Source organism: Stenotrophomonas sp. Steno-C17, from assembly GCF_056393165.1.
Genome location: NZ_JBWJPD010000014.1, coordinates 1 through 25,429, shown reverse-complemented (window position 1 = coordinate 25,429; position 25,429 = coordinate 1). Strand labels below are relative to the sequence as shown.

The 25,429-nt window shown below is 66.3% G+C and carries 24 protein-coding genes and 1 tRNA gene; 4 read left to right on the top strand and 21 right to left on the bottom strand.

From position 1 onward, the window contains the following. Positions 1-15: 15 nt before the first annotated feature. The 16 genes from nuoL to AC06FA_RS13360 form a co-directional block, all read right to left on the bottom strand. Positions 16-2,193, bottom strand: coding sequence for an NADH-quinone oxidoreductase subunit L (nuoL, locus tag AC06FA_RS13435; RefSeq protein WP_478068737.1), 2,178 nt, complete (start codon positions 2,191-2,193; stop codon positions 16-18). 7 nt (positions 2,194-2,200) lie between these two features. Further along, positions 2,201-2,506, bottom strand: a complete 306-nt coding sequence (nuoK, locus tag AC06FA_RS13430; protein WP_006381125.1) for an NADH-quinone oxidoreductase subunit NuoK — start codon at positions 2,504-2,506, stop codon at positions 2,201-2,203. Next, positions 2,503-3,159 carry an NADH-quinone oxidoreductase subunit J gene (locus tag AC06FA_RS13425; RefSeq protein ID WP_478068736.1) on the bottom strand — a complete coding sequence of 219 codons (657 nt, stop codon included), beginning with the start codon at positions 3,157-3,159 and terminating at the stop codon, positions 2,503-2,505. The genes nuoK and AC06FA_RS13425 overlap by 4 nt, the downstream gene beginning before the upstream one ends. A gap of 9 nt (positions 3,160-3,168) precedes the next feature. Continuing rightward, positions 3,169-3,657, bottom strand: coding sequence for an NADH-quinone oxidoreductase subunit NuoI (gene nuoI / locus AC06FA_RS13420; protein ID WP_108750217.1), 489 nt, complete (start codon positions 3,655-3,657; stop codon positions 3,169-3,171). Positions 3,658-3,660: 3 nt separating this feature from the next. Beyond that, positions 3,661-4,755, bottom strand: coding sequence for an NADH-quinone oxidoreductase subunit NuoH (gene nuoH, locus AC06FA_RS13415; RefSeq protein WP_478068735.1), 1,095 nt, complete (start codon positions 4,753-4,755; stop codon positions 3,661-3,663). Further along, on the bottom strand, positions 4,752-6,986 hold the full coding sequence (gene nuoG / locus AC06FA_RS13410) for an NADH-quinone oxidoreductase subunit NuoG (protein WP_478068734.1): 2,235 nt from the start codon (positions 6,984-6,986) through the stop codon (positions 4,752-4,754). Before nuoG ends, nuoH begins: the two co-directional genes overlap by 4 nt. Beyond that, the gene (gene nuoF, locus AC06FA_RS13405) at positions 6,983-8,323 is read right to left on the bottom strand and encodes an NADH-quinone oxidoreductase subunit NuoF (protein ID WP_108750220.1); all 1,341 of its coding nucleotides are present in this window, start codon (positions 8,321-8,323) and stop codon (positions 6,983-6,985) included. The genes nuoG and nuoF overlap by 4 nt, the downstream gene beginning before the upstream one ends. A 4-nt stretch (positions 8,324-8,327) precedes the next feature. After that, positions 8,328-8,855 (bottom strand): NADH-quinone oxidoreductase subunit NuoE, encoded by a 528-nt coding sequence (gene nuoE / locus AC06FA_RS13400; protein ID WP_006381132.1) that lies wholly within the window; start codon positions 8,853-8,855, stop codon positions 8,328-8,330. 97 nt (positions 8,856-8,952) lie between these two features. Continuing rightward, the gene (locus AC06FA_RS13395) at positions 8,953-10,260 is read right to left on the bottom strand and encodes an NADH-quinone oxidoreductase subunit D (protein WP_108753693.1); all 1,308 of its coding nucleotides are present in this window, start codon (positions 10,258-10,260) and stop codon (positions 8,953-8,955) included. Next, positions 10,257-11,006 (bottom strand): NADH-quinone oxidoreductase subunit C, encoded by a 750-nt coding sequence (locus AC06FA_RS13390; protein ID WP_478068733.1) that lies wholly within the window; start codon positions 11,004-11,006, stop codon positions 10,257-10,259. Before AC06FA_RS13390 ends, AC06FA_RS13395 begins: the two co-directional genes overlap by 4 nt. Positions 11,007-11,040: 34 nt before the next feature. After that, the gene (locus AC06FA_RS13385; RefSeq protein WP_079222612.1) at positions 11,041-11,595 is read right to left on the bottom strand and encodes a NuoB/complex I 20 kDa subunit family protein; all 555 of its coding nucleotides are present in this window, start codon (positions 11,593-11,595) and stop codon (positions 11,041-11,043) included. Beyond that, positions 11,586-11,942 (bottom strand): NADH-quinone oxidoreductase subunit A, encoded by a 357-nt coding sequence (locus tag AC06FA_RS13380; protein ID WP_079222613.1) that lies wholly within the window; start codon positions 11,940-11,942, stop codon positions 11,586-11,588. Before AC06FA_RS13380 ends, AC06FA_RS13385 begins: the two co-directional genes overlap by 10 nt. Positions 11,943-12,052: 110 nt before the next feature. Further along, positions 12,053-12,137, bottom strand: a tRNA-Leu gene (locus AC06FA_RS13375). Positions 12,138-12,188: 51 nt separating this feature from the next. Continuing rightward, positions 12,189-12,626: a preprotein translocase subunit SecG gene (gene secG / locus AC06FA_RS13370; RefSeq protein ID WP_108750224.1), complete on the bottom strand. Its 438-nt coding sequence runs from the start codon at positions 12,624-12,626 to the stop codon at positions 12,189-12,191. Positions 12,627-12,676: 50 nt separating this feature from the next. Then, positions 12,677-13,432: a triose-phosphate isomerase gene (gene tpiA, locus AC06FA_RS13365; RefSeq protein WP_478068732.1), complete on the bottom strand. Its 756-nt coding sequence runs from the start codon at positions 13,430-13,432 to the stop codon at positions 12,677-12,679. A 707-nt stretch (positions 13,433-14,139) separates the two neighbouring features. After that, on the bottom strand, positions 14,140-15,075 hold the full coding sequence (locus tag AC06FA_RS13360) for an isopenicillin N synthase family dioxygenase (protein WP_478068731.1): 936 nt from the start codon (positions 15,073-15,075) through the stop codon (positions 14,140-14,142). Between the two features lie 187 nt (positions 15,076-15,262). Between AC06FA_RS13360 and AC06FA_RS13355 the strand changes: the two genes are divergently transcribed. Genes AC06FA_RS13355 through AC06FA_RS13345 form a run of 3 tightly spaced genes read left to right on the top strand, consistent with a single transcriptional unit; the run spans position 15,263 to position 19,162 of the window. Beyond that, a complete protein-coding gene (locus AC06FA_RS13355; protein ID WP_478068730.1) occupies positions 15,263-17,146 on the top strand; it encodes a sulfatase-like hydrolase/transferase in 1,884 nt (627 codons plus the stop codon). Positions 17,147-17,166: 20 nt separating this feature from the next. Then, entirely contained in the window at positions 17,167-18,312 is a 1,146-nt protein-coding gene (locus tag AC06FA_RS13350) for a glycosyltransferase family 4 protein (protein WP_478068729.1), read from the top strand. Further along, positions 18,305-19,162: a polysaccharide deacetylase family protein gene (locus tag AC06FA_RS13345; RefSeq protein ID WP_478068728.1), complete on the top strand. Its 858-nt coding sequence runs from the start codon at positions 18,305-18,307 to the stop codon at positions 19,160-19,162. The genes AC06FA_RS13350 and AC06FA_RS13345 overlap by 8 nt, the downstream gene beginning before the upstream one ends. A gap of 83 nt (positions 19,163-19,245) precedes the next feature. Here the strand turns inward: AC06FA_RS13345 and glmM are convergent, their stop codons facing one another. The 5 genes from glmM to trpB form a co-directional block, all read right to left on the bottom strand. After that, entirely contained in the window at positions 19,246-20,610 is a 1,365-nt protein-coding gene (gene glmM / locus AC06FA_RS13340) for a phosphoglucosamine mutase (RefSeq protein WP_199934485.1), read from the bottom strand. After that, positions 20,610-21,485 carry an acetyl-CoA carboxylase, carboxyltransferase subunit beta gene (gene accD, locus AC06FA_RS13335; RefSeq protein ID WP_108750230.1) on the bottom strand — a complete coding sequence of 292 codons (876 nt, stop codon included), beginning with the start codon at positions 21,483-21,485 and terminating at the stop codon, positions 20,610-20,612. Before accD ends, glmM begins: the two co-directional genes overlap by 1 nt. Positions 21,486-21,644: 159 nt before the next feature. Next, entirely contained in the window at positions 21,645-22,454 is an 810-nt protein-coding gene (trpA, locus tag AC06FA_RS13330) for a tryptophan synthase subunit alpha (protein ID WP_478068727.1), read from the bottom strand. A 1-nt stretch (position 22,455) separates the two neighbouring features. Next, positions 22,456-23,145, bottom strand: a complete 690-nt coding sequence (locus tag AC06FA_RS13325) for a hypothetical protein (protein ID WP_478068726.1) — start codon at positions 23,143-23,145, stop codon at positions 22,456-22,458. Next, positions 23,142-24,359, bottom strand: coding sequence for a tryptophan synthase subunit beta (gene trpB, locus AC06FA_RS13320; protein WP_108750233.1), 1,218 nt, complete (start codon positions 24,357-24,359; stop codon positions 23,142-23,144). Before trpB ends, AC06FA_RS13325 begins: the two co-directional genes overlap by 4 nt. A 97-nt stretch (positions 24,360-24,456) precedes the next feature. Here trpB and AC06FA_RS13315 point away from each other — a divergent pair, with 97 nt between their 5' ends. Continuing rightward, a complete protein-coding gene (locus AC06FA_RS13315; RefSeq protein WP_478068725.1) occupies positions 24,457-25,341 on the top strand; it encodes a LysR family transcriptional regulator in 885 nt (294 codons plus the stop codon). Positions 25,342-25,429 lie beyond the last annotated feature (88 nt).

The window sequence follows — 25,429 nt, the reverse complement described above, 5'->3', positions numbered from 1 at the left end:
ATTCCGTACAGGTCATCAACGCAGGTAATGCATCAGCACGCCCAGCAGGGCAATCAGGCCGATGATCATCGCGAAGGCGTAGTGATAGAGGAAACCGGATTGGGTACGACGCAGCACACCGGCTGCAACGTCCACAACACGTGCCGAGAGATTGACCACGCCATCGACGATGTTGCTGTCGATCCAGCGCGACACCTTGCCGAGCTTGACGCTGCCACCGGCAAAGCCATCGATCCACAGCTTGTCGAAGCCGTACTTGTTTTCCAGGACCGACACGAGCGGAGCGAAGGTCTTGCGTGCCTTGCCCGACAGGTCCGGCTTCCACAGGTAGAACAGCGCAGCCAGCAGGAAGCCCGCCAGGGTCAGCCAGAACGGCGGCAGCATCATGCCGTGCAGCGCGAACGCGACCGGACCATGGAACTCTTCACCCAGGAAGGCGACCGTGTTCTTGGCCGGATCGTAGAAATCAACGATGCCGGTGAAGAACGTATTGACCTGCCCCTTGATGGCCGCGTGTGCGTGGTGGCCGGCCCAATCGGTGCCATGCAGCATCGGACCGATGCTGAAGAAACCGATGGCAATGGACGGAATGGCCAGCAGGATCAGCGGCAGGGTCACCACCCACGGGGTTTTGTGCGGCTCATGCGGACCGTGGCCATGGCCGTGGTCGTCATGGGCATCGCCATGGTGGGCATCGGCATGATGCGCATCAGCGGCGTGGTGGTCGTCATGGCCGTGACCATGGTCATCGTGGTGCGCGTCACGGAAGCGCTCCGGACCGTGGAAGGTCAGGAACAGCAGGCGGAAGCTGTAGAAGCTGGTGACCAGCACGCCACCCAGGACTGCCCAGTAGCCGTAGGTGGCCACCCAGGTGTGCTGCATGTGGGCGTGGATCTCGGCCGCCTCGATGATGGTGTCCTTCGAGTAGAAGCCGGAGAAGAACGGCGTACCGACCAGGGCCAGCGTACCGATCCACATGGTGATGAAGGTGATCGGCATGTACTTGCGCAGGCCGCCCATCTTGCGCATGTCCTGCTCGTGGTGCATGGCGATGATGACCGAACCGGCACCCAGGAACAGCAGCGCCTTGAAGAAGGCGTGGGTCATCAGGTGGAACACGGCGGCCGAGTAAGCCGACACGCCCAGCGCCACGGTCATGTAACCCAGCTGCGACAGCGTGGAGTACGCGACGACGCGCTTGATGTCGTTCTGCACGATACCGATCAGGCCGGTGAAGAAGGCCGTGGTGGCACCGATGAACAGGATGAAGTTCAGCGCAGTCTGCGACAGCTCGAACAGCGGCGACATGCGGGTGACCATGAAGATACCGGCGGTCACCATCGTCGCGGCGTGGATCAGCGCCGAAATCGGGGTCGGGCCTTCCATCGAATCCGGCAGCCACACGTGCAGCGGAACCTGGGCCGACTTGCCCATGGCGCCGATGAACAGGCTGATGCAGATGACGGTGGCGATCGACCAGACCACCGGGCCGTTCAGCAGCTGCATGCCGAACAGGGTGCCGTCCCAGATCTGCATCTTGGCTTCAGGGCTGGCCAGGGCGCCGGCCTGCGAGAACACCTGCGAGTAGTCCAGGGTACCGAACACCCACAACACACCGGCGATACCCAGCAGGAAGCCGAAGTCGCCGACGCGGTTGACCAGGAACGCCTTCATGTTGGCGAAGATCGCGGTCGGGCGCTTGAACCAGAAACCGATCAGCAGGTACGACACCAGGCCCACCGCTTCCCAGCCGAAGAACAGCTGCAGGAAGTTGTTGCTCATCACCAGGGTGAGCATCGAGAAGGTGAACAGCGAGATGTAGCTGAAGAAGCGCTGGTAGCCCGGGTCCTCTTCCATGTAGCCGATGGTGTAGATGTGCACCAGCAGCGACACGAAGGTGACCACCACCATCATCATGGCGGTGAGCTTGTCGACCATGAAGCCGACATGGGCCGAGTACTGGCCCACTTCGAAGAACGTGTACAGGTTCTGGTTGAACGGCTGCGCGCCGCCCCACAGCAGCTGGTACAGCGTGTACATCGATAGGCCGCAGCTGATGGCCACGCCAAGGATGGTGACGGTCTGCGCGCCGAAGCGCTTGACCTGGCGACCGAACAGGCCGGCGATGATGCTGCCGAACAGCGGTGCAAGCACCACTGCGATCAACAGACTCTTGGAGAGAGTGATTTCCATCTGTGGATCAGCCCTTCAACGAATCGACTTCGCCGACATTGATCGTGCGGCGGGTACGGAACAGGGTCACCAGGATCGCCAGGCCGATGGCGGCCTCGGCAGCGGCAACGGTCAGGATGAAGAACACGAACAGCTGGCCGGACGGATCACCCAGCTGGCGGGAGAACGCAACGAAGTTCACGTTCACCGACAGCAGCATCAGTTCGATCGACATCAGCAGCACGATGACGTTCTTCCGGTTCAGGAAGATGCCGGCCAGGCTGATGGCGAACAGCACCGCGCCCAGCGCAAGCATGTGGCCAAGGGTAATCACGGCTGGGTCTCCTCGCCGGTGGCCGGCTTGCTGTTGCTGTGCACGACCGGCTGTTCTGCGCCCATCTTGACCATGCGCAGGCGGTTGCCTGCCTTGACCATGGTCTGGTCGCCCGGGTTCTGGCTCTTCACACCGGTACGGCGACGCAGGGTCAGCATGACGGCGGCCACCACGGCCACGGTCAGGATGACGGCGGCGAATTCGAACGGCAGCAGGTATTCAGTGAACAGCGTGCGTGCCAGCCAAGTGATGTTGGAGCTGTCAGCCGCCAGCGCAGCGGCGTTGTCGGCCGGGAAGGCGTTGACCGCCCTGCCCTTCACGCCGATCAGGATCAGCATCTGCACCAGCATGGCCACGGCAACCACCAGGCCGACCGGCAGGTAACGCACCCAGCCCTCGCGCATCTTCGTGGGGTCGATGTCCAGCATCATCACCACGAACAGGAACAGCACCATCACCGCACCGACGTAGACCAGCACCAGCGCCACGCCGAGGAATTCGGCGCCCACCAGCAGCCACACGCAGGCGATGGAGAAGAAGGTCAGCACCAGGCAGAGCACGGCGTGAACCGGGTTGCGCACGCTGATCACCGCACCGGCCGAAACCGTTGCCGCGATGGCGAACACCCAGAAAGCGATATTTACCCAATTCATCTCTGGACCTCAGCGGTAAGCGGCATCGGCGGCACGACGCTCGGCGATCTCGGTTTCGAGACGGTCGCCCAGGGCCAGCAGCTGCGGCTTGGTAACGATGTTTTCGCCACGCTTCTCGAAGTGGTACTCGAGGATGTGGGTCTCAACGATCGAGTCCACCGGGCAGCTTTCTTCGCAGAAGCCGCAGAAGATGCACTTGAACAGATCGATGTCGTAGCGGGTGGTGCGGCGGGTGCCGTCCTCGCGCTTGGCCGAGTCGATGGTGATGGCCAGCGCCGGGCAGACCGCCTCACACAGCTTGCAGGCGATGCAGCGCTCTTCGCCGTTGGGATAACGGCGCAGCGCGTGCAGGCCACGGAAGCGCGGCGACTGCGGGAACTTCTCCATCGGGTACATCATCGTGTACTTCGGCTTGAAGCTGTACTTCAGCGTCAGCCAGAGGCCGGCCAGCAGTTCGAGCAGCAGCAGGCTCTTGAAGTAATGGGTAATCCTGTTCATCACTTAGACGCCCTTTTGAATCACGCCGAAGAACACCATGACGGCGGTAACCGCGATCCACAGAATGGCCAGCGGAATGAAGACCTTCCAGCCCAGGCGCATGATCTGGTCATAGCGGAAGCGCGGGAAGCTGGCACGGAACCAGATGTAGGCACTGGCGAAGAAGAACACCTTGACGAACAGCCACGGTGCACCGCCCTTCCAGATCCAGTCGACCAGCGGCGAGATGTTGCCCAGGTCGACCCAGCCCTGGATCGGGCTCAGCCAGCCGCCGAGGAAGAAGATCGAGATCAGGAAGCTGATCAGGATCATGTTCGCGTATTCGGCCAGGAAGAACAGCGCGAAGGCGCCGCCGGAGTACTCGACCATGTGGCCGGCCACGATTTCCGATTCGCCTTCCACCACGTCGAACGGCGCGCGGTTGGTTTCAGCCACGCCCGACACCCAGTAGATGACGAACAGCGGGAACAGCGGCAGCAGGAACCAGTCGAAGAAGCCGGAGCTGCCGGCCTGCGCCATCACGATGTTGCTCAGGTTCAGGCTGCCCGCCGCGATCATCACGCCGACCAGGGCGAAGCCCATCGCGATTTCGTAGCTGATCATCTGCGCCGAGGCGCGCATGGCACCCAGGAACGCGTACTTCGAGTTCGACGCCCAACCGGCCAGGATGATGCCGTAGATGCCCAGCGAGGTCATCGCCAGCAGGTACAGCAGGCCAGCATTGGCGTTGGACAGCACGATCTGCGAATCGAAGGGCACCACCGACCAGGCCGCGAAGGCCGGGGCCAGGGTGATCAGCGGGGCCAGCAGGTAGATCGCCTTGTTGGCGCTGCTCGGCTGGACCACTTCCTTGAACAGCAGCTTGAAGACGTCGGCGAAGGCCTGGAAGATGCCCATTCCCACGTACATCGGGCCGTGGCGGACGTGCATCCAGCCGATCAGCTTGCGTTCCCAGACCACGTAGAAGGCCACCGAGACGATCACCGGCACGGTGATCACCAGGATCTTCAGGATGATCCAGATCAGCGCGCCGATGTCACCGAGGGCAAGCAGCCACTGGTGCAGCGGGTCGACCGCGTTCAACAGCAATTCGTTCATGCAGCCACCACCGATACGCGAGCGGCACCCAGCGGCGCGGTCGCGCCGTGGCCCGATTCAATCCAGACCGAACCCGCAGCGACGCGGGCGTCGACCACCACCGGCAGGGTGGCCTTGCCGGCATCGGTGCCGACCTTGGCCATCTGCCCTTCCTGCAGCTGCAGGCGTGCGGCATCGTCAGCGTTCAGCACGATGCGCGGGGCATTGTTCAGCGGGTGCGACTGCAGCGCCGGCGCGCGACGGACCACCGCATCGGTGCGGTAGATCGCAGCGGTCGAAGCCACTTCCAGGCCTTCGCCGGCAACGGCCGGCTGGGCCGAAGCAGCCACGGCGACCGACACCGGGGCCAGGCTGGCGCGCAGGCCGGCCAGGTCGGTGAAGTCGAAACCGGCCAGTGCCATTTCGCCGCCCAGTGCACGCAGCACGCGCCAGCCTTCACGGGCCTCGCCCGGCAGCTTGCCGCCGGCACGGGCCGACTGCTCGCGACCATCGAGGTTGGTCAGGGTGGCGTCGATTTCCGGCAGTGCGCCGATCGGCAGGATGACGTCGGCAACGTCGCGGGTGGAAACGCAGGCGAACTGGCTGAAGGCCACCACCTTGGCACCGACCAGCGCCTTGCGCGCGGCCGGGGCATCGGCGAAGTCCAGGCCCGGTTCCAGGCCGTACACCACGTAAGCCTGGCGCGGCTGCGCCAGCATGGCGGCCACGTCCTTGCCGGCCGGCAGCACGCCGGCGCGGGTCAGGCCCACGGCATTGGCGCCCTGCGGGATGCGGCACAGCTTGGCACCGGTAGCGGCAGCGAAGTCACGCGCGGCAGCGCGGATCGCGGCGGCCTGCGGGTGGTTTTCGGCGATGCCACCGACGATCAGCACGGTGTTGCTGCCGCCCTGCACCGCCGAACGCACCTCGGCGTCGGCCAGTGCTTCGACGAACTTCGACGGCGCGACGATCTGCTTGCCGGCGATGCCGAAGGCGAAGTCGAAATCAACCGGGTTGATGACGTGGATCTTCGCACCCTTGGTGGTCTGCGCCTTACGCAGACGGGCGTGCAGCAGCGGCAGTTCGTGGCGGATGTTGCTGCCCAGAACCACGATGCGGTCGGCGCCTTCGATCTCGGCCAGCGGCAGGCCGAACACTTCGGCGGTCGCAGCGTCGGAGAAGTCGCGGTTGTTGATGCGGTGATCGATGTTGTGCGAGCCCAGGCCCTTGGCCAGGCGGGCCAGCAGCGCACCTTCCTCGTTGGAGGTGGACGGGTGCACCAGCACGCCCAGGTGGTCGCCCTGGTGCGCCTTGAGGATCTCGGCGGCGGCGGCCAGGCCTTCGGCCCAGCTCACTTCCTTCCACTCGCCATTGACCTTGCGCAGCGGCTTGACCGCACGGTCTTCGCTGTACAGGCCCTGGTGCGAGTAGCGGTCGCGGTCGGACAGCCAGCACTCGTTCACGGCTTCGTTGTCACGCGGCACGGTGCGCAGCACTTCGCCGCGACGCACGTGCAGGAACAGGTTCGAGCCCATTGCATCGTGGTAGCCCAGCGATTCGCGCGCCGTCAGCTCCCACGGGCGGGCGCGGAACTGGAACACCTTGTTGGTCAGCGCGCCCACCGGGCAGACGTCAACCACGTTGCCGGACAGCTCGGTGGTCAGCGGCTTGCCGTCGTAGGTACCGATCTGCAGGTTCTCACCGCGGTACATGCCACCCAGTTCATAGGTGCCTGCCACGTCGGCGGTGAAGCGCACGCAGCGGGTGCACTGGATGCAGCGGGTCATTTCGGTGGCAACCAGCGGACCCATGTCTTCATCGGGCACCACGCGCTTGCGCTCGTTGAAGCGGCTGACCGAACGGCCATAGCCCAGCGAAACGTCCTGCAGCTCGCACTCGCCGCCCTGGTCGCAGATCGGGCAGTCCAGCGGGTGGTTGATGAGCAGGAACTCCATCACCGAACGCTGGAACTTGAGCGCCTTCTCACTGCGGGTGGCGACCTTCATGCCGTCCATCACCGGGGTGGCGCAGGCCGGCGCCGGCTTCGGCGACTTCTCCACGTCCACCAGGCACATGCGGCAGTTGGCGGCGATCGGCAGCTTCTCGTGGTAGCAGAAGCGCGGAATGGAGATGCCGGCCTTGTCGGCGGCCTGGATGATCATCGAGCCCTTGGGCACGACCAGCGACTTGCCATCGATCTCGATGGTGACGTGATCGGGTGGGACGCTCGGATTTACGGGTTGCGCGCTCATGCAGCGGCTGCCTCCACCTTCTTGCCGTCAACCATCGAATGACCGTTGACGATGTAGTACTCGAACTCGTCCCAGAACTGGCGCAGGAAGCCCTGGATGGGCCATGCAGCCGCTTCGCCGAACGCACAGATGGTGTGGCCTTCGATCTGGCCGGCCACTGCCTTCAGCTGGTGCAGGTCTTCCATCGTGGCCTTGCCGGCGACGATGCGCTCCAGCACGCGGTGCATCCAGCCGGTACCTTCGCGGCACGGGGTGCACTGGCCACAGGATTCCTTGTGGAAGAACTGGCTGATGCGGCAGGCGAACTTGACGCAGCACACGCTGTCATCCAGCACCACGACGGCACCCGAACCCAGGCCCGAGCCCAGTGCGCGGATGGTGTCGTAGTCCATCGGCAGGCCCTTCAGCTCGGCCGCGGTCAGCACCGGCATGGACACGCCGCCCGGAATCGCGCCCTTCAGGGTGCGGCCCGGACGCAGGCCACCGGCCATTTCCAGCAGGTCGTCGAAGGTGGTGCCCAGCGGCACTTCGAAATTGCCACCGTTCTGCACGCAACCGGACACCGAGAAGCACTTCGGGCCGCCGTTGCCGGTCAGGCTCAGGCCCTTGAACCACTCCGGGCCGTTGCGGATGATCGCCGGCACCGAACCGTAGGTTTCGGTGTTGTTGATGGTGGACGGCTTGCCGTACAGGCCGAAGTTCGCCGGGAACGGCGGCTTGTAGCGCGGCTGGCCCTTCTTGCCTTCCAGCGATTCCATCAGCGCGGTTTCTTCGCCGCAGATGTACGCGCCGGCGCCCAGGGCACCGTAGATGTCGATGTCCACGCCCGAGCCCATCACGTTCTTGCCCAGCCAGCCATTTGCATAGGCGTCGGCCAGGGCCTGTTCGAAGTGCTCGAACGGCTCGTGGTGGAACTCACCGCGCAGGTAGTTGTAGCCCACGGTCGAACCGGTGGCGTAGCAGGCAATCGCCATGCCTTCCACCACCGAATGCGGGTTGTAGCGCAGGATGTCGCGGTCCTTGCAGGTGCCCGGCTCGGATTCGTCCGAGTTGCAGAGGATGTACTTCTGCATGTTGCCCTTGGGCATGAAGGACCACTTCAGGCCGGTCGGGAAGCCAGCGCCACCGCGGCCGCGCAGGCCCGAAGCCTTGACCATCTCGATGACCTGTTCCGGCGGGATCTTCTCTTCGAGGATCTTGCGCAGGGCGGCGTAGCCGCCGGTCTTCAGGTAGCTTTCGTACGACCACGGGGTGTCGTAATGCAGGGTGGTGTAGACCACCTGGTGCGGCAGCGGCGCGGGGCCGACCGGACCCTTGGATTCGTGGTGATGTGCCATGCCCTTACTCCAGCCCGTCCAGCAGCTCGTCGACCTTTTCCAGGGTCAGACGCTCATGGTAGTGACCGTTGATGACCATCATCGGCGCGCCACCGCAACCGGCCAGGCACTCTTCCTCGCGCTTGAGGTAGACGCGGCCATCGGGGGTCGACTCACCGTGCTTGATGCCCAGCTTCTTCTCGCAGTGGCGCACGATGTCTTCGGCGCCATTGAGCCAGCAGCTGATGTTGGTGCAGATGGCCACGTTGTTGCGGCCCACCTTCTCGGTCTCGAACATCGAGTAGAAGCTGGCCACTTCGTAGGCCCACACCGGCGGCAGGTCCAGGTACTTGGCCACGCCGGCGATCAACTCGTCGGTCAGCCAGCCCTCGTTCTGCTCCTGGGCCGCATGCAGGCCCTGCAGCACGGCAGAGCGCTTGCGGTCCGGCGGGAACTTGGACAGCCAGTGATCGATGTGAGCGCGGGTCTTGTCGCTCAGCACCACCATCGGGTCGACGTCGCGCGCCGCCTCGAAATTACCTGTCGCCTTCATCGGCCGACCTCAGCGAAATGCATAACGTGAAATTCCAGGGACTGCGGCGCCGGCTTGCGCCGGCTGCCTGCAGCGGGCGTTGGCGTGGCGGACGGCATTACCGGTCAACCTCGCCGAACACCAGATCGTAGGTACCGATCATGGCCACCACGTCGGCCAGCATGTGGCCGCGCACGATCGAATCGATCGAGGACAGGTGGGCGAAGCCCGGTGCACGCAGGTGCACGCGGAACGGCTTGTTGGCGCCGTCGGAGACCAGGTAGCAGCCGAACTCACCCTTCGGGGCTTCCACCGCCGAATAGGTTTCGCCGGCCGGCACGCAGTAGCCTTCGCTGAACAGCTTGAAGTGGTGGATCAGCGCTTCCATGTCGTCCTTCATGTCCTCGCGCTTGGGCGGAGCGACCTTGAAGTTCTTCACCATCACCGGGCCCGGGTTGGCCTTCAGCCACGCCACGCACTGCTTGATGATGCGGTTGGATTCGCGCATTTCGGCAACGCGGACCAGGTAACGGTCGTAGCAGTCGCCTTCCTTGCCCAGCGGAATGTCGAAATCGACGGCATCGTACTTGGCGTACGGACGCTTCTTGCGCAGGTCCCAGGCAACGCCCGAGCCGCGCAGCATCACGCCGGTCATGCCCCACTGGTGGGCCAGTTCCGGGCTGACCACGCCGATGCCGACCGTACGCTGCTTCCAGATACGGTTGTCGGTCAGCAGGGTCTCGTATTCGTCCACGCGACCCGGGAACTCGTTGGTGAAGTTCTCCAGGAAGTCCAGCAGCGAGCCTTCACGCGAAGCATTGAGCTGCTTCAGCGCCTTGCCCTTGTGCCAGCGCGATTCCTTGTACTTGGGCATGTGGTCCGGCAGATCGCGGTAGACACCGCCCGGACGGTAGTACGCCGCGTGCATGCGCGCGCCGGAGACGGCTTCGTAGCAGTCCATCAGCTCTTCGCGCTCACGGAAGGCGTACAGCATGACCGCCATGGCGCCCAGATCGAGCGCGTTGGAACCCAGCCACATCAGGTGGTTCAGGATGCGGGTGATTTCGTCGTACATGGTGCGGATGTACTGCGCACGCTCGGGCGCTTCGATACCCATCAGGGTTTCGATCGCGCGCACGTAAGCGTGCTCGTTGCACATCATCGACACGTAATCCAGGCGATCCATGTAGCCGATCGACTGGTTGAACGGCTTGGACTCGGCCAGCTTTTCGGTACCACGGTGCAGCAGGCCCACGTGGGGGTCGGCACGCATGATGGTTTCGCCGTCCATCTCCAGGATCAGGCGCAGCACACCGTGCGCGGCCGGATGCTGCGGGCCGAAGTTCATGGTGTAGTTGCGGATTTCCTGCCGGCTTTCGGCGGGGTTGCTGGCAAACGCTTCGCCAGCCTGGTGTACGTGGCTCACTTCACTGCCTCCTGCGCGCGCTCGCCTTCTGCGGTCTGCAGGCGGGCGTCGTCGCGGATCACGCGCGGCACGCCGACACGCGGCTCGACCGAGGTGACCGGTTCGTAGATGACACGCTTCTTCTCTTCGTCGTAACGCACTTCGACGTTGCCGATCAGCGGGAAGTCCTTGCGGAACGGATGGCCGACGAAACCGTAGTCGGTCAGGATCCGGCGCAGGTCCGGGTGACCTTCGAAGATCACGCCGTACAGGTCGAACGCTTCGCGCTCGAACCAGTTCAGGCCCGGCCAGATGCCGGTCAGCGAGGACACCACCGGCAGCGCTTCGTCAGGCGCGAAGCAGCGCAGGTGCAGCATCAGGTTGTGCTGGTACGAGCGCAGCTGGGCAACCACGGCGAAACGCTGGGCCGGCATGTGCTGCGGGCGGGCGCCATCGGCACCGTTCTCTTCGGTGGGGAATTCACCCCAGGCGAAGCGGCCCTGGCCCTTGCCTTCCACGCCACGGCTGAAGCCCTGCGAGGAAACGTCGGCGGTGTCCCATTCGTCCGAGCCGTAACCCAGGTAATCGACGCCGCACAGGTCCACGGCCTGCTCGAAACCAAACTCGTCACGCAGCGCCAGGGCAGTGGCGTGCCACTCAGCCGCAGGCACCTCCAGCGTCACTTCGCCGCGGGGTTCGACCACGATGACCTTCGCACCAGCGAAACGTGCGGAGAGTCGGTCGATGAAGGATGCTTGCTCTGCCATGGGGGCTTGGCGCGCTCTTGTCAGGTGAAAAGGGTCAGCGGGCGATGGTCTGTGTACGCCAGATCTTCTTCTGCAGCTGCAGGATCCCGTACACCAGCGCCTCGGCGGTCGGCGGGCAGCCCGGGACATAGACGTCCACCGGCACCACGCGATCACAGCCGCGCACGACAGAATAGGAGTAATGGTAGTAGCCGCCGCCGTTGGCGCAGCTGCCCATCGAGATGACCCACTTCGGGTCCGGCATCTGGTCGTAGACCTTGCGCAGCGCCGGGGCCATCTTGTTGACCAGGGTGCCGGCCACGATCATCACGTCGGACTGACGCGGCGACGGGCGGAACACCACGCCGTAGCGGTCAAGGTCCAGACGCGCCGCACCGGCGTGCATCATTTCCACCGCACAGCAGGCCAGACCGAAGGTCATGGGCCACATGGAGCCGGTGCGCGCCCAGTTCAGCAGGGCATCGACACTGGTGGTGACAAAGCCCTTTTCCAGCAGGGGGTTGTCGCCTTCCGGCCGCAGGATGTCATCCACCCGCCCTTCCGGGACCGGGTTGTTCATGAGGCCATCGAGAGTCTGAATCACTCCCATTCCAGCGCTCCCTTCTTCCAGACGTAAATGAAACCGAGGAACAGCATGCCGACGAACAGGCCCATGGTGACGAGCGAACGGGCGCCCAGCTCCATGAAGACCTGGGTCCACGGCACGATGAAGATGATTTCCAGGTCGAAGACGATGAACTGGATCGCGATCAGGTAGTAGCGCACGTCGAACTTCATGCGCGCGTCTTCGAAGGCCTCGAAGCCGCATTCGTACGGCGACAGCTTTTCCAGATCGGGGCGGCGGGGGCCGAGGAATCGACCAATCAGCATCAGCGTGATGCCGATACCGGTGGCGACGATCAGAAACAGCAGAGACGGCAAATATTCGGCCAGCACAGCGATTCTCTCTTGCCTCTGCCGCCGCGCCTGCAGGCGCTTTGGCATGGGGGAGTGGACGGGAAACGGCTGGCGCATTGCGCGCCAGGAGAACCCGCTTTACTTACAAATGGTGCCCAAGAGGGGACTCGAACCCCTACGACCTAAGTCGCTACCACCTCAAGGTAGTGCGTCTACCAATTCCGCCACCTGGGCAAACGATCACATCAGATCAACATCCCGATGCGCCGCGTATTGTAACCGGCTTCAGTCTTTCTGGGAGCCTTCAGACGGCTTTTCTTCACCAGAAGTGGAAGTTTCCGCCTGAGCCGGCACAGTGGCGGCCGGAACCGGGGCCGCCGGGACCTCCGCAGCCTTCGGCGCAGCCGGCAGTTCACCTGCCGGAACGGCCGGGGCGCTGGCCGCCGGGGCGGACATCAGGCCCAGATCCTGGTCGGCCGCCGGGCGGGTGCCATGGCCGGCGTACCAGGCCATGAACAGGCTGATGCCAAAGAACACCACGGCCAGCCACTTGGTGGACTTGGACAGGAAGTTGGACGCGCCGCGCGCGCCGAACACAGTCCCCGAGGCGCCGGCACCAAAGCCCGAGCCTGCTGCCGCGCCCGAGCCACGCTGCATCAGGATCAGCGCGATCATGGCTACGGCAACCAGCACGTAGACGACATTGAGGATCAACATCAGCATTGGAAACCCGCCCTCGGACTGTTATGCCGACGCTGGGCCGGCTGTCTTGACTAAATAGTTGCCGCCGCTTGCGCGATGGCCAGGAAATCCGCGGCCACCAGCGAGGCGCCGCCGACCAGCCCACCATCGACATCCGGCTGCGCGAACAGTTCCCCGGCATTGTCGGGCTTCACGCTACCGCCGTAAAGAATGGGCAGTGAATCAGCGATTCTAGCATCCATGCGCGCGACTTCGCCACGAATGAAGGCGTGTACCTGCTGGGCCTGCTCCTTGCTGGCGGTCTTGCCGGTACCAATGGCCCAGACCGGTTCGTAGGCCACCACGGCGTTGGCAAACCCCTCGGCGCCGACCAGTGCCAGCACCGGTGCCAGCTGGCTGGCGATGACCGCCTCGGTCTGCCCGGCTTCGCGCTGTTCCAGCGTTTCACCCACGCACAGCACCGGCACCAGGCCGGCATGCAGGGCCGCGGCGAACTTGCGGGCGACCAGCTCGCTGCTTTCCTGGTGGTACTGGCGGCGCTCGGAATGGCCGACCAGGCCATAGCGGGCCCCGACCTCGTGCAGCATGGCGGCGCAGACCTCGCCGGTGTAGGCCCCCTTTTCATTGCTGCTGACGTCCTGGGCACCGAACACCAGGCCGGTCTCGCCGAAGTCCTCGACCAGTTCACCGAGGTACGGCAGCGGCGGCAGGATGACCACCTCCACCCCCGCCTTGGGCAGCCCGGCGGCCACCTGGCCGAGCAGGTCGGTGGCGAATTGACGGCTGCCGTGCAGCTTCCAGTTTCCGGCGACGATCTTGCGGCGCATGGCGGTGGCTCCTGTATGAACTCAGCCGCCCATGATACCCGCTATGGCAAAAATCCGTTTCCGTGTAAGCGGTTACATGGATTTTCAGCCAACGGCGCAGCCCCTCGTGGCGGGGGTTGGTCGTGCAATGCCCGGTGGGTTTTATTGGGTTGGCCGGGCGGGTGGGGCTGGCGGGGGACGCCGTAAACCCGTCCATGGGGGCTTGGCCGCGGCATCCATGCCGCGGACACCCCCGCCAGCCCCACCCGCCCGGCCTCTGACACATTGCGGCGGTTCCGCCCGCCACGGAAAGAAAAAAGAAGAGCAAGAGCAAGAGCAAGAGCAAAAGCAGCACCCCGGCCCCACGTCGATCTGACAGATGTGTCGACCAAGGTCGACACCTACCAAGAGCCGCCCGTACTCACCGTCACCGGGAAACTGTCGGGGGTGGGGCGGTGTGGGTGGACAGGACCGCAGGCGCCATGGATGGCGCCTACGAGCCCCCATGGATGGGTCCACGGCGTGTCCTGCCCACCCACACCGCCCCACCCAGCCAGCAGAAAACCAGAGCCGCTCTGGCTTTGGCTTTGGCTTTGGCTTTGGCTTTCGCTTTGGCTTTGGCCTCTGCGGGTGCAGGGTGCAACCCTACCGAACACCCTCCGCTGCGCTCGCCGGGCACGGCCCGGCGCTACCCGTAATGAAAAGGCCGCCTTTCGGCGGCCTCTTCATTACTTCAGCTTGATCTCGCGCAGGCGCTCTTCCAGGAAGCCGTGGGCGGTGATCGGCTCCGGGTAGCGGCTGGGATTTTCCGGGGTGATGCACGAGGGCAGCACGTCGATCAGGAAATCCGGGTTCGGGTGCAGGAAGAACGGCACCGAGTAGCGCGGCTGGCGGGCCAGCTCGCCCGGGGGGTTCACCACGCGATGGATGGTGGACGGGTACACATGGTTGGTCAGGCGCTGCAGCATGTCGCCGATGTTGACCACGATGGTGTCGGCGTCCGAGGTGAACGGCACCCACTGGCCATCATGCGACTGCACTTCCAGGCCGGCGGCACTGGCGCCGACCAGCAGGGTGATGAAGTTGATGTCGCCGTGGGCACCGGCACGGACGTTCGGGATGTCGTCGGTGGTGATCGGCGGGTAGTGGATCGGGCGCAGGATCGAGTTGCCGAAATTGGTCTTGTCGGCAAAGAAGTTTTCCGGCAGACCAATGTGCAGGGCCAGCGCCGACAGCACGCGCGAACCCAGGTTGTCCAGCGCCTGGTACAGGCCGTAGCCGCGCTCACGGAACCCATCGACCTCGGTCGGCCACAGGTTCGGCGCCATCACGTCACGGTACTTGGAGTCATCGGCGATCTCGCGGCCGATGTGCCAGAACTCCTTCAGGTCGAAGTGCTTGGAGCCCTTGGCGGTTTCCACGCCGAACGGGGTGTAGCCGCGGGCGCCGCCGCTGCCAGCCACGTGGTACTTGCGCTTGACCTCGTCCGGCAGGGCGAAGAAGGCCTTGAAGACATCATAGGCCGCGTCGATGTCGGCCTGCGGGATGCCGTGGTTGCGGATGCCCGCGAATCCCCATTGGCGGTAGGCCGCGCCCAGCTCGGCCACGAAGGCCTCGCGGTCGCTGTCGAAACGGGTGATGTCGAGGGTGGGGATCTGGCTCACAGCGGTTCCTGGCTTGTCGTGGGTCTGTTCGGCCCGACAGCTGTCTGTGGGCCACCTGAACATTGTGACAGATCGGCCGAAGTCCCACACCGATACATTGAAACAAACCGATACAATGCGCCGCCCACGCGTCTTGACGCCCTCGTCACACGCGCCCTCCCCTCCCCCTGTTGAACCCGCCGTCGCCATGGATGCCGCTTTCCCCACCGCCCCCTCCCCGCCCACGCCGGGCGCCGATCGCCGCTGGCAGCGGCTGGCGTGGTGGTCCCTGTTCATTGCCGGCAACGCGGTGCTGGCGGCACTGATCGCGCTGGGCAACGTTCCGCTGCGCGACAACCCCGGCGGCGCGCTGGGCCTGACCTACCTGGCGGTCGCCCTGCCCGGCCACCTGCTGGCGCTGGGTGCAGTGGCCGGCCTGCTGCCGCTGGCCGTCGGCCTGTGGCCGCAGCGCGCGCGCATTCTGACGGTATCGGCCATCGTGACCCAGGGGCTGTGGCTCTGCCTGCTGCTGGTGGATGCCAAGGTGTTCGCCCTATACCGGTTCCACCTCAACGCCATGGTCGCCAATATGGTGTTCGGCGGTGCCCTGAACGATCAGGTCAGCCTGTCGTGGAAGACCTGGCTGCAGGCGATCGCGATGATCAGCGCACTGTTCGCGGCGCAGGCCCTGTTGGCCTGGGCGTGCTGGAAGCTGCTGCCGGCCACGCGCCTGCGGCGCTGGGTGCTGCTGGCCTGGGTGCTGGTGGCCGTGTGGATGGCCGGTGGCCAGGTCGCGACGGCGTACTACGACGCACTGGGGGAACGCGCCGTCATCAGCCAGTGGAACTACCTGCCCTGGGCCCAGCCGATCACCGCCAAGAGCTTCATGCGCCGCCTGGGCGTGGTCAGCCAGCCGCAGGCCGGCCTGCCCGACCCGCGCCATGCACAGCTGAACTACCCGCTGCAGCCGCTGCGCTGCCAGAGCCACCAGCGCCCGAACGTGCTGATGGTGGTGCTGGAATCGCTGCGCAAGGACGCCCTGACGCCACAGTTCATGCCCAATACGGCTGCACTGGCGCAGTCTTCGCGCGTGTACGAACAGCACTTCAGCACTGGCAATGCCACCCGCTACGGGCTGTTCGGCCTGATGTACGGGCTGCCCGGCGGCTACTGGCCGACCATGCTGGCCGAGCAGCGCGGCTCGCAGTTGTTCAAGGTGCTGCAGCAGCAGGGTTACGACCTGCACCTGTACGGCAGCGCCCCCCTGTACAGCCCGGAGTTCGACCGTACCGTGTTCGCCGACGTGCGCAGCCAGCTGCACCAGGGCCCACGCGATCGTGACTCGGCCGGGCGTGACCGCGCCATCGTCGAATCCCTGCAGCAGGACATCGCCACCAGCCACGACGCGCAGCGCCCGTGGTTCGGCTTCGTGTTCCTCGATTCCACCCATGCGCCCTACCACATGCCGGCCGACTACCCGCCGGTGGCGATGCCGATGGCCGAGGACATCGACTTCCTGAAGTTCGACCCGGACCACGACCCGACCCCCGAGTTGAACCGCTACCACACCGCCGTGCACTACGCCGACAGCCTGGTGGGGCAGCTGCTGGAAACGCTGCGTGCGCAGGGGCTGGAGCAGGACACCATTGTCCTGGTCACCGGTGACCATGCCGAAGAGTTCAACGATCTGGGCCTGAACTACTGGGGCCACAACGGCAACTTCTCCGACTACCAGCTGCAGGTGCCGTTCGTGCTGCATTGGCCCGGGCAGGCCGCCGCCCAGGACAGCCGCACCAGTTCGCATGAAGACTGGGTACCGACGTTGATGCGCCATGGCCTGGGCTGCGAGAACGCGCTGGCCGACTACAGCACCGGCCAGGACCTGCTGGCCGCACCGCAGGGCACCCGATCGCTGGTGGTGGAGAGCTGGTCGCAGCGTGCGGTCCGCCATGGCAACGCGATCCAGGTGTTCGACAAGTTCGGCAACGCCACGACGCTCGACCGCCGCTATCACCCGCTGCCACAGCAGGCACCCGACCCGGCCAGCCTGCGCGCGGCCTGGGACGCGCTGACCCGCTTCCGTAATCGTTGAACCAAGGGACGGCTTCAACCATGCATCGCCCGTTGCGCATTCTGCATACCGAGGCCGCCACCGGAATGGGCGGCCAGGAGATCTACATTTTCCGCCACATGCAGGCCATGCGTGCGCGTGGCCATGAGGTCGCGCTGCTGTGCCAGCCCCATGCGCGCCTGGCCGGCCTGGCCCGCGACGCGGGGTTCACCGTACACACCCTGCGCATGGGTGGGCTGCCGCGCCTGCTGCGCGGCGTCTGGTCGGTCGCGCGGCTGGTGCGCCGCGAACGCTATGACGTGGTCAATACCACCAGCCGCCGCGACGCGCTGATCGCCGCGGCCGGCGCACGCCTGGGCGGGACCCCGCTGGTGGTGCGCTCGCGGCACCTGATGAGCCCGGTCAATTCACTGCTGACCTATACCGGGCTGCCGCACCGTGTGCTGACCGTCAGCAGCTTCGTCAAACAACTGCTGGCCGAGCGCGGCGTGCCCGCAACCAGCATCGGCATCGTGCCGCCCATTGCCGTGCCGCCGCAGTGGAGCGACGTCCGCAAGCCGGACCCGTGGCAGTGCCTGCAGGACGTGCGCGCCGAAGTGCGCGCCGAGCTGGGCTTCAGCGCCGACGACATCGTGGTGGGCTGCGTGGCGGTGCTGCGCGAACCCAAGGGCCATGCCGACCTGCTGCAGGCCATCGCGCCGCTGTGCCAGGCCAACCGCAACCTGCACCTGGTGGTGGTGGGCGACGGCGAGCCGGTGATGGCCCGCCTGCAGGCCCTGCGCGATGCGCTGGGTCTGCAGGACCAGGTCCACCTGCTGGGCTACCGCGACGGTGCCTGCCGACTGATGGCGGGCTTCGACATCTTTGCCCTGGCCTCGCACAAGGAAGCGGCCGGCACGGTGTTCCTGGAAGCGGCGTTCGTCGGCGTGCCGATCGTGGCCACGCGCGTGGGCGGCGTACCGGAAATGGTGCTCGATGGCAGCAATGCGCTGCTGACCCGGCTGGGTGACCGTGCGGCCTTGACCGCTGCGCTGCGCCTGCTGGTGGACGACCCCGAGCGCCGCCGCCTGATGGGCCGCGCCGGCTGGGACTGGATGCGCAGCGCGCACCGGTTCACCCCGGCCGGCCACGGCGAAACCACCGAATACTATTATCACCAGTGGCTGAAGGAGCTGGGACATGGCTGACGCACGAACCGTACCGGTGCTGATGCACCATCACGTAAGCCCGTCGCCGGGCATGATCACCGTGTCGCCGGAAAACTTCGAGAGCCAGATCGCGTGGCTGGCGCGCGAAGGCTGGACGTCGCTGACGCTGGACCAGTACGCCGGCTTCCTGGCCGGCAAGCCGGTGCCCCGCAAGTCGATCGTGATCACCTTCGACGACGGTTACCTGGACAACTGGGTGTATGCCCACCCGATCCTGCAGAAGTACGGCATGCATGCGGTGGTGTTCGTGGTGACCGGCTGGATGGGCGAAGGCCCGGTGCGCGCGCATGCCGGTGTGCCCGGCGCCGTGCTGCCGCCAACGCCGGACCATCGCGGCTGCGAGGCGGCGATCTTCCAGGACAACCGCTGTGACGATGTGATGATGCGCTGGAGCGAAGCGCGTGCCGCCATCGAGGCCGGCACGTTCGAGGTGCATTGCCATACCCACACCCATACCCGCTGGCTGCAGCGGCAGGACCTGGACCGCGCGCAGCGCCGCGATGGCATCGACCAGGATCTGGCCCGCGCGCGGCAGGTGCTGCAGGCGCAGCTGGGCGAGGTATCCGACACCCTGTGCTGGCCGTATGGCGACTTCGACCAGGACCACATCGAGGTGGCGCGCGCCCATGGGTTCCGCTACCTGCACACCACCCATCCGTTCGGCCGCAACGTGGTCGGTGGCGATCCGGAACGCATCTATCGCTTCGCGATCCGCAACCGCCCGGCCAGCTGGCTGCGCAAGCGCATCGCGCAGAGCTACCACCCGCTGCTGGCGCCGATCTTCAACGGCTTCAAGGCACGCCAGAAGAAGATGGTGCCCGGGCCGTAAGCCTTGCCTGCGGGCCGGCACGGCTGGAACGAAAACGCCCCGGTTTCCCGGGGCGTTTCGCATTGTGCAGGCAGGACCGCAGATCAGGCCGTCGCGGCGGATTTCACTGCGGCCGACAGCCGGTCCAGGGTGTCCTGCATCAGCGTGGCGTCGTCGGCTTCCACGGTAACGCGCACCACCGGCTCGGTGCCGGACGGACGCAGGAACGCACGGCCGCGGCCACTGACCGCCTGCTGTGCTTCCACCAGCGCCGACTGCACGCTGTCGGCCTGCACGGTGGCCTTGGCCGAGACATCGCCCAGGCGCACGTTGACCGTCTTCTGCGGCACTTTCGACAACGGCTGCAGCGCCTGCCGCAGGGTCTGGCCACTGCGCTTGAGCGCCACCAGCACCTGCAGCGCACTGACGATGCCATCGCCCGTGGTGGCGCGGTCCAGGCACAGCAGATGGCCGGACGCTTCACCGCCGAGCACGCCATTGCCCTCGATCAGCGCCTGGTGCACGTAGCGGTCGCCCACGTTGCTGCGCTGGAACGGAATCTGCAGCTCGGCCAACGCCTTTTCCAGGCCGTAGTTGCTCATCAGCGTGCCGACCACCGGACCGCGCAGGCGGCCCTCGGCCTGCCAGGCCCGCGCCAGGATGTAGAGCAGGTCATCACCATCGACCGGGGTGCCCTGGTCGTCGGCCATCAGCACGCGATCGCCGTCACCGTCGAAGGCGATGCCCAGGTCGGCGCCGGTCTCGCGCACCTTGGCGGCAAGGTTGTCGATGTGGGTCGACCCCACGCCGTCGTTGATGTTCACGCCGTTGGGTTCGGCACCGATGCCGATGACATCGGCGCCGAGCTCGCGGAACAGCAACGGCGCGATCTGGTAGGTAGCGCCGTGTGCGCAGTCCAGCACCAGGCGTACACCGCGCAGATCGAACGAGCGCGGCACGCTGGCCTTGCAGAACTCGATGTAGCGACCGACCGCTTCACGGGCCCGCGCCGCCTTGCCCAGCTGCTCCGATTCTGCCGTGGTGAACGGTACGTCCAGCGCCGCTTCCAGCGCCAGTTCGGTGGCGTCATCGAGCTTCTCGCCCTGGGCAGAGAAGAACTTGATGCCGTTGTCGTAGTGCGGATTGTGCGAGGCACTGATGACGATGCCGGCATCCACGCCCAGCGTCCGGGTCAGGAACGCCACCGCAGGGGTCGGCATCGGGCCCAGCAGCTGCACGTCGGCACCGGCGGCGACCAGGCCCGCTTCCAGCGCGGCTTCGAACATGTAGCCGGAAATGCGGGTGTCCTTGCCGATCACCACGATCGGGCGACGCCCGTGGGCACCGCGCTGGGCGACCAGCACGCGGCCCAGGGCATTGCCCAGGCGCAGCACGAAATCGGCCGAAATCGGGCTCTGGCCGACGCGCCCGCGGATGCCGTCCGTACCGAAGTACTTGCGGCCTCCCATCAAGCCACCTCCGGCCGCGGCTGACGGCCGAGCATGGCCAGCAGGTCGGCCAGACGATCACGCATTTCGCGACGGTCGCAGATCTGGTCGATGGCGCCGTGCTCGAGCAGGAACTCCGAGCGCTGGAAGCCTTCGGGCAGCTTTTCGCGCACGGTCTGTTCGATCACGCGCGGGCCGGCGAAGCCGATCAGGGCCTGCGGTTCGGCGATGTTGATGTCGCCCAGCATCGCAAACGAGGCCGACACGCCACCGGTGGTCGGGTGGGTCAGCACCGAGATGTACGGCAGGCCGGCCTCACGCAGCTTGCCCAGCGCGGCCGAGGTCTTGGCCATCTGCATCAGCGAGAACAGGCCTTCCTGCATGCGCGCGCCGCCGCTGGCGGAGAAGCACACGTAGGGGGCACCGATTTCCAGCGCGGTTTCGGCGGCCAGCGCGAAGCGCTCACCCACCACCGAGCCCATCGAACCGCCCATGAAGGCGAAATCGAACGAGGACGCCACCAGCGGGCGGCCCTTGAGCAGGCCACGCATGGCGATCAGCGCGTCGTACTCGCCGGTGTTCTTCTGCGCGATCTTGATGCGTTCGCTGTACTTCTTCTGGTCCTTGAACTTCAGCAGGTCGGTCGGGCCCAGGCGTGCGGCGATCTCGGTGGTGCTGTCCGCGTCGAACAGTGCAGCCAGGCGCGCGCGCGCGCGGATCGCCATGTGGTGGCCGCACTTCGGGCAGACCTCCAGGTTTTCTTCCAGCTCGGGGCGGTACAGCGCGCTGCCGCAGCTGCTGCACTTTTCCCACAGGCCCTCGGGGACGCTGCGCTTCTTGCTGGGGGTGTTGTCGGTGCGGATGCCGGACGGCATCAACTTGCTGAGCCAACTCATGCGGGAGGACACTTCCGTTCAGGGCGGCCCGAAGGCCGCAAAGGCCGACAGTCTAGCGCCGCTCCCCCCGCCCGTGCACCCCCGCGCGTCTGCCGGGGGTTCCGGAAAAAACCATGCTGTGACGTACGTTTAGCGCCGGGCCATGCCCGGGCGCGGCCGTCAGGCGTCCAGGGCCTGCCGCAGCGGGGCCAGGAAGGCATGCGCCTGCTGCGCCGCCTGTTCCGGCGATCCGGCATCGGCCAGTGCGGCCACCAGCGCGCTGCCGACCACCACGCCATCGGCCTGCACGGCCATGGCCGCGGCGCTGGCCGCGTCCTTGATGCCGAAGCCGGCCACCACCGGCACCTTGGCGTGCGCGCGCAGGGCCTGCAGGCGCGCACTCGCCGCCTGGCTGTCCAGGCGTTCGGACGCGCCGGTGACGCCGGCGAAACTGACGTAGTACAGATAGCCGCGTGCCAGCCCCAGCAGCGTGTCCGCACGCGCATCGCTGGTGGTGGGCGAAGCCAGCAGCACCAGCGCCAAGCCCGCCGCATCAAACGCCTGCAGTGCCTCACCGGCTTCTTCCGGCGGCAGGTCGACCAGCAGCACCCCATCCACGCCGGCCTGCACCGCCGCCTGCGCGAACGCGGCGTAACCGTGGATCTCGACCGGGTTCAGGTAGCCCATCAGCACCACCGGCGTCTGCGTGTCACGCTGGCGGAACTCGGCCACCGCCTGCAGTACGTAGCGGCTGCCCGCCCCGCGTGCCAGCGCGCGTTCGGAACTGCGCTGGATGGTGGGACCGTCGGCCATCGGATCGGAGAACGGCACGCCCAGTTCGATCACATCGGCACCGGCATCGACCAGCGCATGCATGACCGGCACCGTGGCCTCCAGCGATGGGTCGCCGGCGGTGACGAAGGGAATGAGCGCCTTGCGGCCGGCGGCACGCAGGCGGGCAAAGCAGGCATCGATACGTTCAACGGACATTTCAGCTACATCCTTCAATCAATTCAACGGCGCCACTGGCGCCCCAGTACATCCTCGATACGACGCCATCGATGATTTCCACCCGGATCGCCAGATCCGACCCCGGGTCCTGCCAGAGCAGGCTCTCACCGGCTTCCGCATCACCGCTGTAGGGCTGGGCGACGGTACCGGTGGGCAGTCGCTGCAGGGCCTGTGCGCGCGGCATGTCCAGATGCAGTCCGAACGGGCCGGGTTGCACCACCACCTGGCCGGAATCATCAATGGGCGCCAGGTCGAAGCGCACCACATCGTCATCCTGCACCAGCATCGACACGCCCTCGGGCAACAGGCCGCGCTCGTAATACTCACAACGCCCCTCGGTGGCTTCATGCAGGCCGGCCGAGTGCCACTCGCCTTCCCCCTGCAGTTCGCTGAAGCGCTGGCCGACCAGCACATCGCCGGCATGGTCCAGCGCCACCGACACCACCGCGGGCGCCTCGTCGATGGCCGGCGCTGCCGGCGGCGCAGGCGCCGGCGCGTCATCGATGGGGCGATGCGCGAGGTCGTCATCGTTGCTGGCCGGGTGCTGCGCAGCGGCAATCGCCGCCGGAGCGGCAGGCGCGGGCGCCAGCACCGGTGGCTCCGGAGGCGCGCAGCCGCCCAGGCCGACGGCCAGCGCCAGCACGCCACCGTGGCGCAGCACGCAGTTCACAGCACCAGACCCTCGCGCGCGGCGATGGTGTGCACGTCCTTGTCGCCGCGACCGGACAGATTGCACAGCACGATCTGGTCACGCGGGCGTTCACGCGCCAGCTTGATGGCCTGCGCCAGCGCATGGCTGGATTCCAGCGCGGGCAGGATGCCTTCGGTGTGCGCCAGCAGGTGGAAGGCCTGCAGCGCTTCTTCATCGGTGATGCCGAGGTAGCGCGCGCGGCCACTGTCGGCCAGGAACGCGTGCTCGGGGCCGACGCCGGGGTAATCCAGGCCGGCAGACACCGAATGGGTTTCGATGATCTGGCCATCGTCGTCGCACAGCACGTAGGTGCGGTTGCCGTGCAGCACGCCCGGGCGACCGGCGGCAATCGAGGCCGCGTGGCGGCCGGTATGGATGCCATCGCCGGCCGCCTCGGCACCGACGATCTCGACCTGGCGGTCGTTGAGGAAGGCATGGAACAGGCCGATGGCATTGCTGCCGCCACCGACGCAGGCGGTGATCGCATCGGGCAGTCGACCGTACTCGGCCAGCATCTGCTCGCGCGCTTCGCGGCCGACGATGGCGTTGAAGTCACGCACCATGCGCGGATACGGATCGGGGCCGGCCACGGTGCCGATGATGTAGAAGGTGTCCTGCACGTTGGTCACCCAGTCGCGCATGGCTTCGTTGAGCGCGTCCTTCAGGGTGGCCGAGCCGGAGGTGACCGGCACCACGGTGGCGCCCAGCAGCTTCATGCGGTAGACGTTGATCTTCTGCCGCTCGATATCGGTGGCGCCCATGTAGACCACGCATTCCAGGCCCAGGCGCGCGGCCACGGTGGCACTGGCCACGCCGTGCTGGCCGGCACCGGTCTCGGCGATGATGCGCTTCTTGCCCATGCGCGCGGCCAGCAGGGCCTGGCCGATGGTGTTGTTGATCTTGTGCGCGCCGGTGTGGTTCAGGTCTTCGCGCTTGAGCAGGATCTGCGCGCCGCCGACGTGGTCGCTCAGCCGCTGCGCGTGATAGATCGGGCTGGGCCGGCCTACGTAATGGGCCAGGTCGCGGTCATAGGCGCGCTGGAATTCCGGATCCTGGCGGGCCTGATCGTAGGCCTGGGCCAGTTCCTGCAGCGGCCCGACCAGGGTTTCGGCGACGAAACTACCGCCGTAGCGGCCGAAGTGGCCCTGGGCATCCGGAAAGGCGTGGTAGTCGGCAATGGGGGAGGCAGACATGGAAGCGACCGCTGGTTCGAGACAGGCGGATACTCTAGCGCACGGGTCGTGACCGGAAAATGGATATTATCTGGCCAATGATGTCAGGAAAACTCACATGAGCACTTCCCTGCTGCCGCCGCTTAACGCCCTGCGCGCCTTCGAAGCCACCGCCCGCCTGGGCGGGGTGGGCCGCGCCGCGCAGGCCCTGCATGTAACCCATGGCGCGGTGAGCCGGCAATTGAAACTGCTGGAAGACCATCTGGGTCTGGCGCTGTTCCAGCGCTCCGGGCGCGGCCTGCGCCTGACCGAGGCCGGGCAGCGCCTGCAGACCGCCTGCAGCGACGCGTTCGCGGGCATTGAAAGCTGCGTGCGCGAACTGCGCCGCCCGGTGCCATCGCCCGCGCTGGTACTGGGCTGCAGCGGCAGCGTGCTGGCGCGCTGGATGATTCCGCGCCTGCCCGCGCTGCAGGCGGCACTGCCCGGGGTGAACCTGCAATGGTCAGCGCTGGATGGGGCCTTCACTGAAGCACAGGCCGCGCTGGATGCCGTCCTGCTGCTGGCCGAAGGCCCGTGGCCGCGCGGCTGGCAGGTGTGCGAGCTGGCACCGGAACGGGTGGGCGTGGTGGTGGCACCCTCGCACCCGGCCGCCCAGCGGCTGCGCCATGCCGCGCCGTCGTCCCTGCTGCACGAGCCCGTGCTGCACACCCGGTCACGCCCGCAGGCGTGGCCCGGCTGGGCCCAGGCGCACGGGCTGGACGCGGCGCAGTTGCAGCTGGGTACCGGCTTCGAGCATCTGTACTACCTGCTGGAAGCGGCGGTGGCCGGGCTGGGCCCGGCGATCGCGCCGGAACCGCTGGTGGCCGAAGACCTGGCCGCGGGGCGCCTGATCGCCCCGTGGGGGTTCTCCGCAACGGGTGGGTTCTGGGTGCTGGCCTGGCCGGACGGGCCGGTTGACCCGCGCGTGGAAGCGCTGGCCGAGTGGGCCATGGCACAACTGTAGCGTCGAGCTTGCTCGACTGCTCCAAGCCGTAGAGTCGAGCTTGCTCGACTGCTCCAAGCCGTAGAGTCGAGCTTGCTCGACTGCCCCA

Coding starts and splice junctions, on each gene's coding strand:
- nuoL (WP_478068737.1), bottom strand. CDS start 2,193: ATGGAAATCACTCTCTCCAAGAGTCTGTTGATCGCAGTGGTGCTTGCA.
- AC06FA_RS13425 (WP_478068736.1), bottom strand. CDS start 3,159: ATGAATTGGGTAAATATCGCTTTCTGGGTGTTCGCCATCGCGGCAACG.
- nuoI (WP_108750217.1), bottom strand. CDS start 3,657: ATGAACAGGATTACCCATTACTTCAAGAGCCTGCTGCTGCTCGAACTG.
- nuoH (WP_478068735.1), bottom strand. CDS start 4,755: ATGAACGAATTGCTGTTGAACGCGGTCGACCCGCTGCACCAGTGGCTG.
- nuoG (WP_478068734.1), bottom strand. CDS start 6,986: ATGAGCGCGCAACCCGTAAATCCGAGCGTCCCACCCGATCACGTCACC.
- nuoF (WP_108750220.1), bottom strand. CDS start 8,323: ATGGCACATCACCACGAATCCAAGGGTCCGGTCGGCCCCGCGCCGCTG.
- nuoE (WP_006381132.1), bottom strand. CDS start 8,855: ATGAAGGCGACAGGTAATTTCGAGGCGGCGCGCGACGTCGACCCGATG.
- AC06FA_RS13390 (WP_478068733.1), bottom strand. CDS start 11,006: ATGGCAGAGCAAGCATCCTTCATCGACCGACTCTCCGCACGTTTCGCT.
- AC06FA_RS13385 (WP_079222612.1), bottom strand. CDS start 11,595: ATGGGAGTGATTCAGACTCTCGATGGCCTCATGAACAACCCGGTCCCG.
- secG (WP_108750224.1), bottom strand. CDS start 12,626: ATGCTGATGTTGATCCTCAATGTCGTCTACGTGCTGGTTGCCGTAGCC.
- tpiA (WP_478068732.1), bottom strand. CDS start 13,432: ATGCGCCGCAAGATCGTCGCCGGAAACTGGAAGCTGCACGGCAGCCGT.
- AC06FA_RS13355 (WP_478068730.1), top strand. CDS start 15,263: ATGGATGCCGCTTTCCCCACCGCCCCCTCCCCGCCCACGCCGGGCGCC.
- AC06FA_RS13350 (WP_478068729.1), top strand. CDS start 17,167: ATGCATCGCCCGTTGCGCATTCTGCATACCGAGGCCGCCACCGGAATG.
- AC06FA_RS13345 (WP_478068728.1), top strand. CDS start 18,305: ATGGCTGACGCACGAACCGTACCGGTGCTGATGCACCATCACGTAAGC.
- glmM (WP_199934485.1), bottom strand. CDS start 20,610: ATGGGAGGCCGCAAGTACTTCGGTACGGACGGCATCCGCGGGCGCGTC.
- accD (WP_108750230.1), bottom strand. CDS start 21,485: ATGAGTTGGCTCAGCAAGTTGATGCCGTCCGGCATCCGCACCGACAAC.
- trpA (WP_478068727.1), bottom strand. CDS start 22,454: ATGTCCGTTGAACGTATCGATGCCTGCTTTGCCCGCCTGCGTGCCGCC.
- trpB (WP_108750233.1), bottom strand. CDS start 24,359: ATGTCTGCCTCCCCCATTGCCGACTACCACGCCTTTCCGGATGCCCAG.
- AC06FA_RS13315 (WP_478068725.1), top strand. CDS start 24,457: ATGAGCACTTCCCTGCTGCCGCCGCTTAACGCCCTGCGCGCCTTCGAA.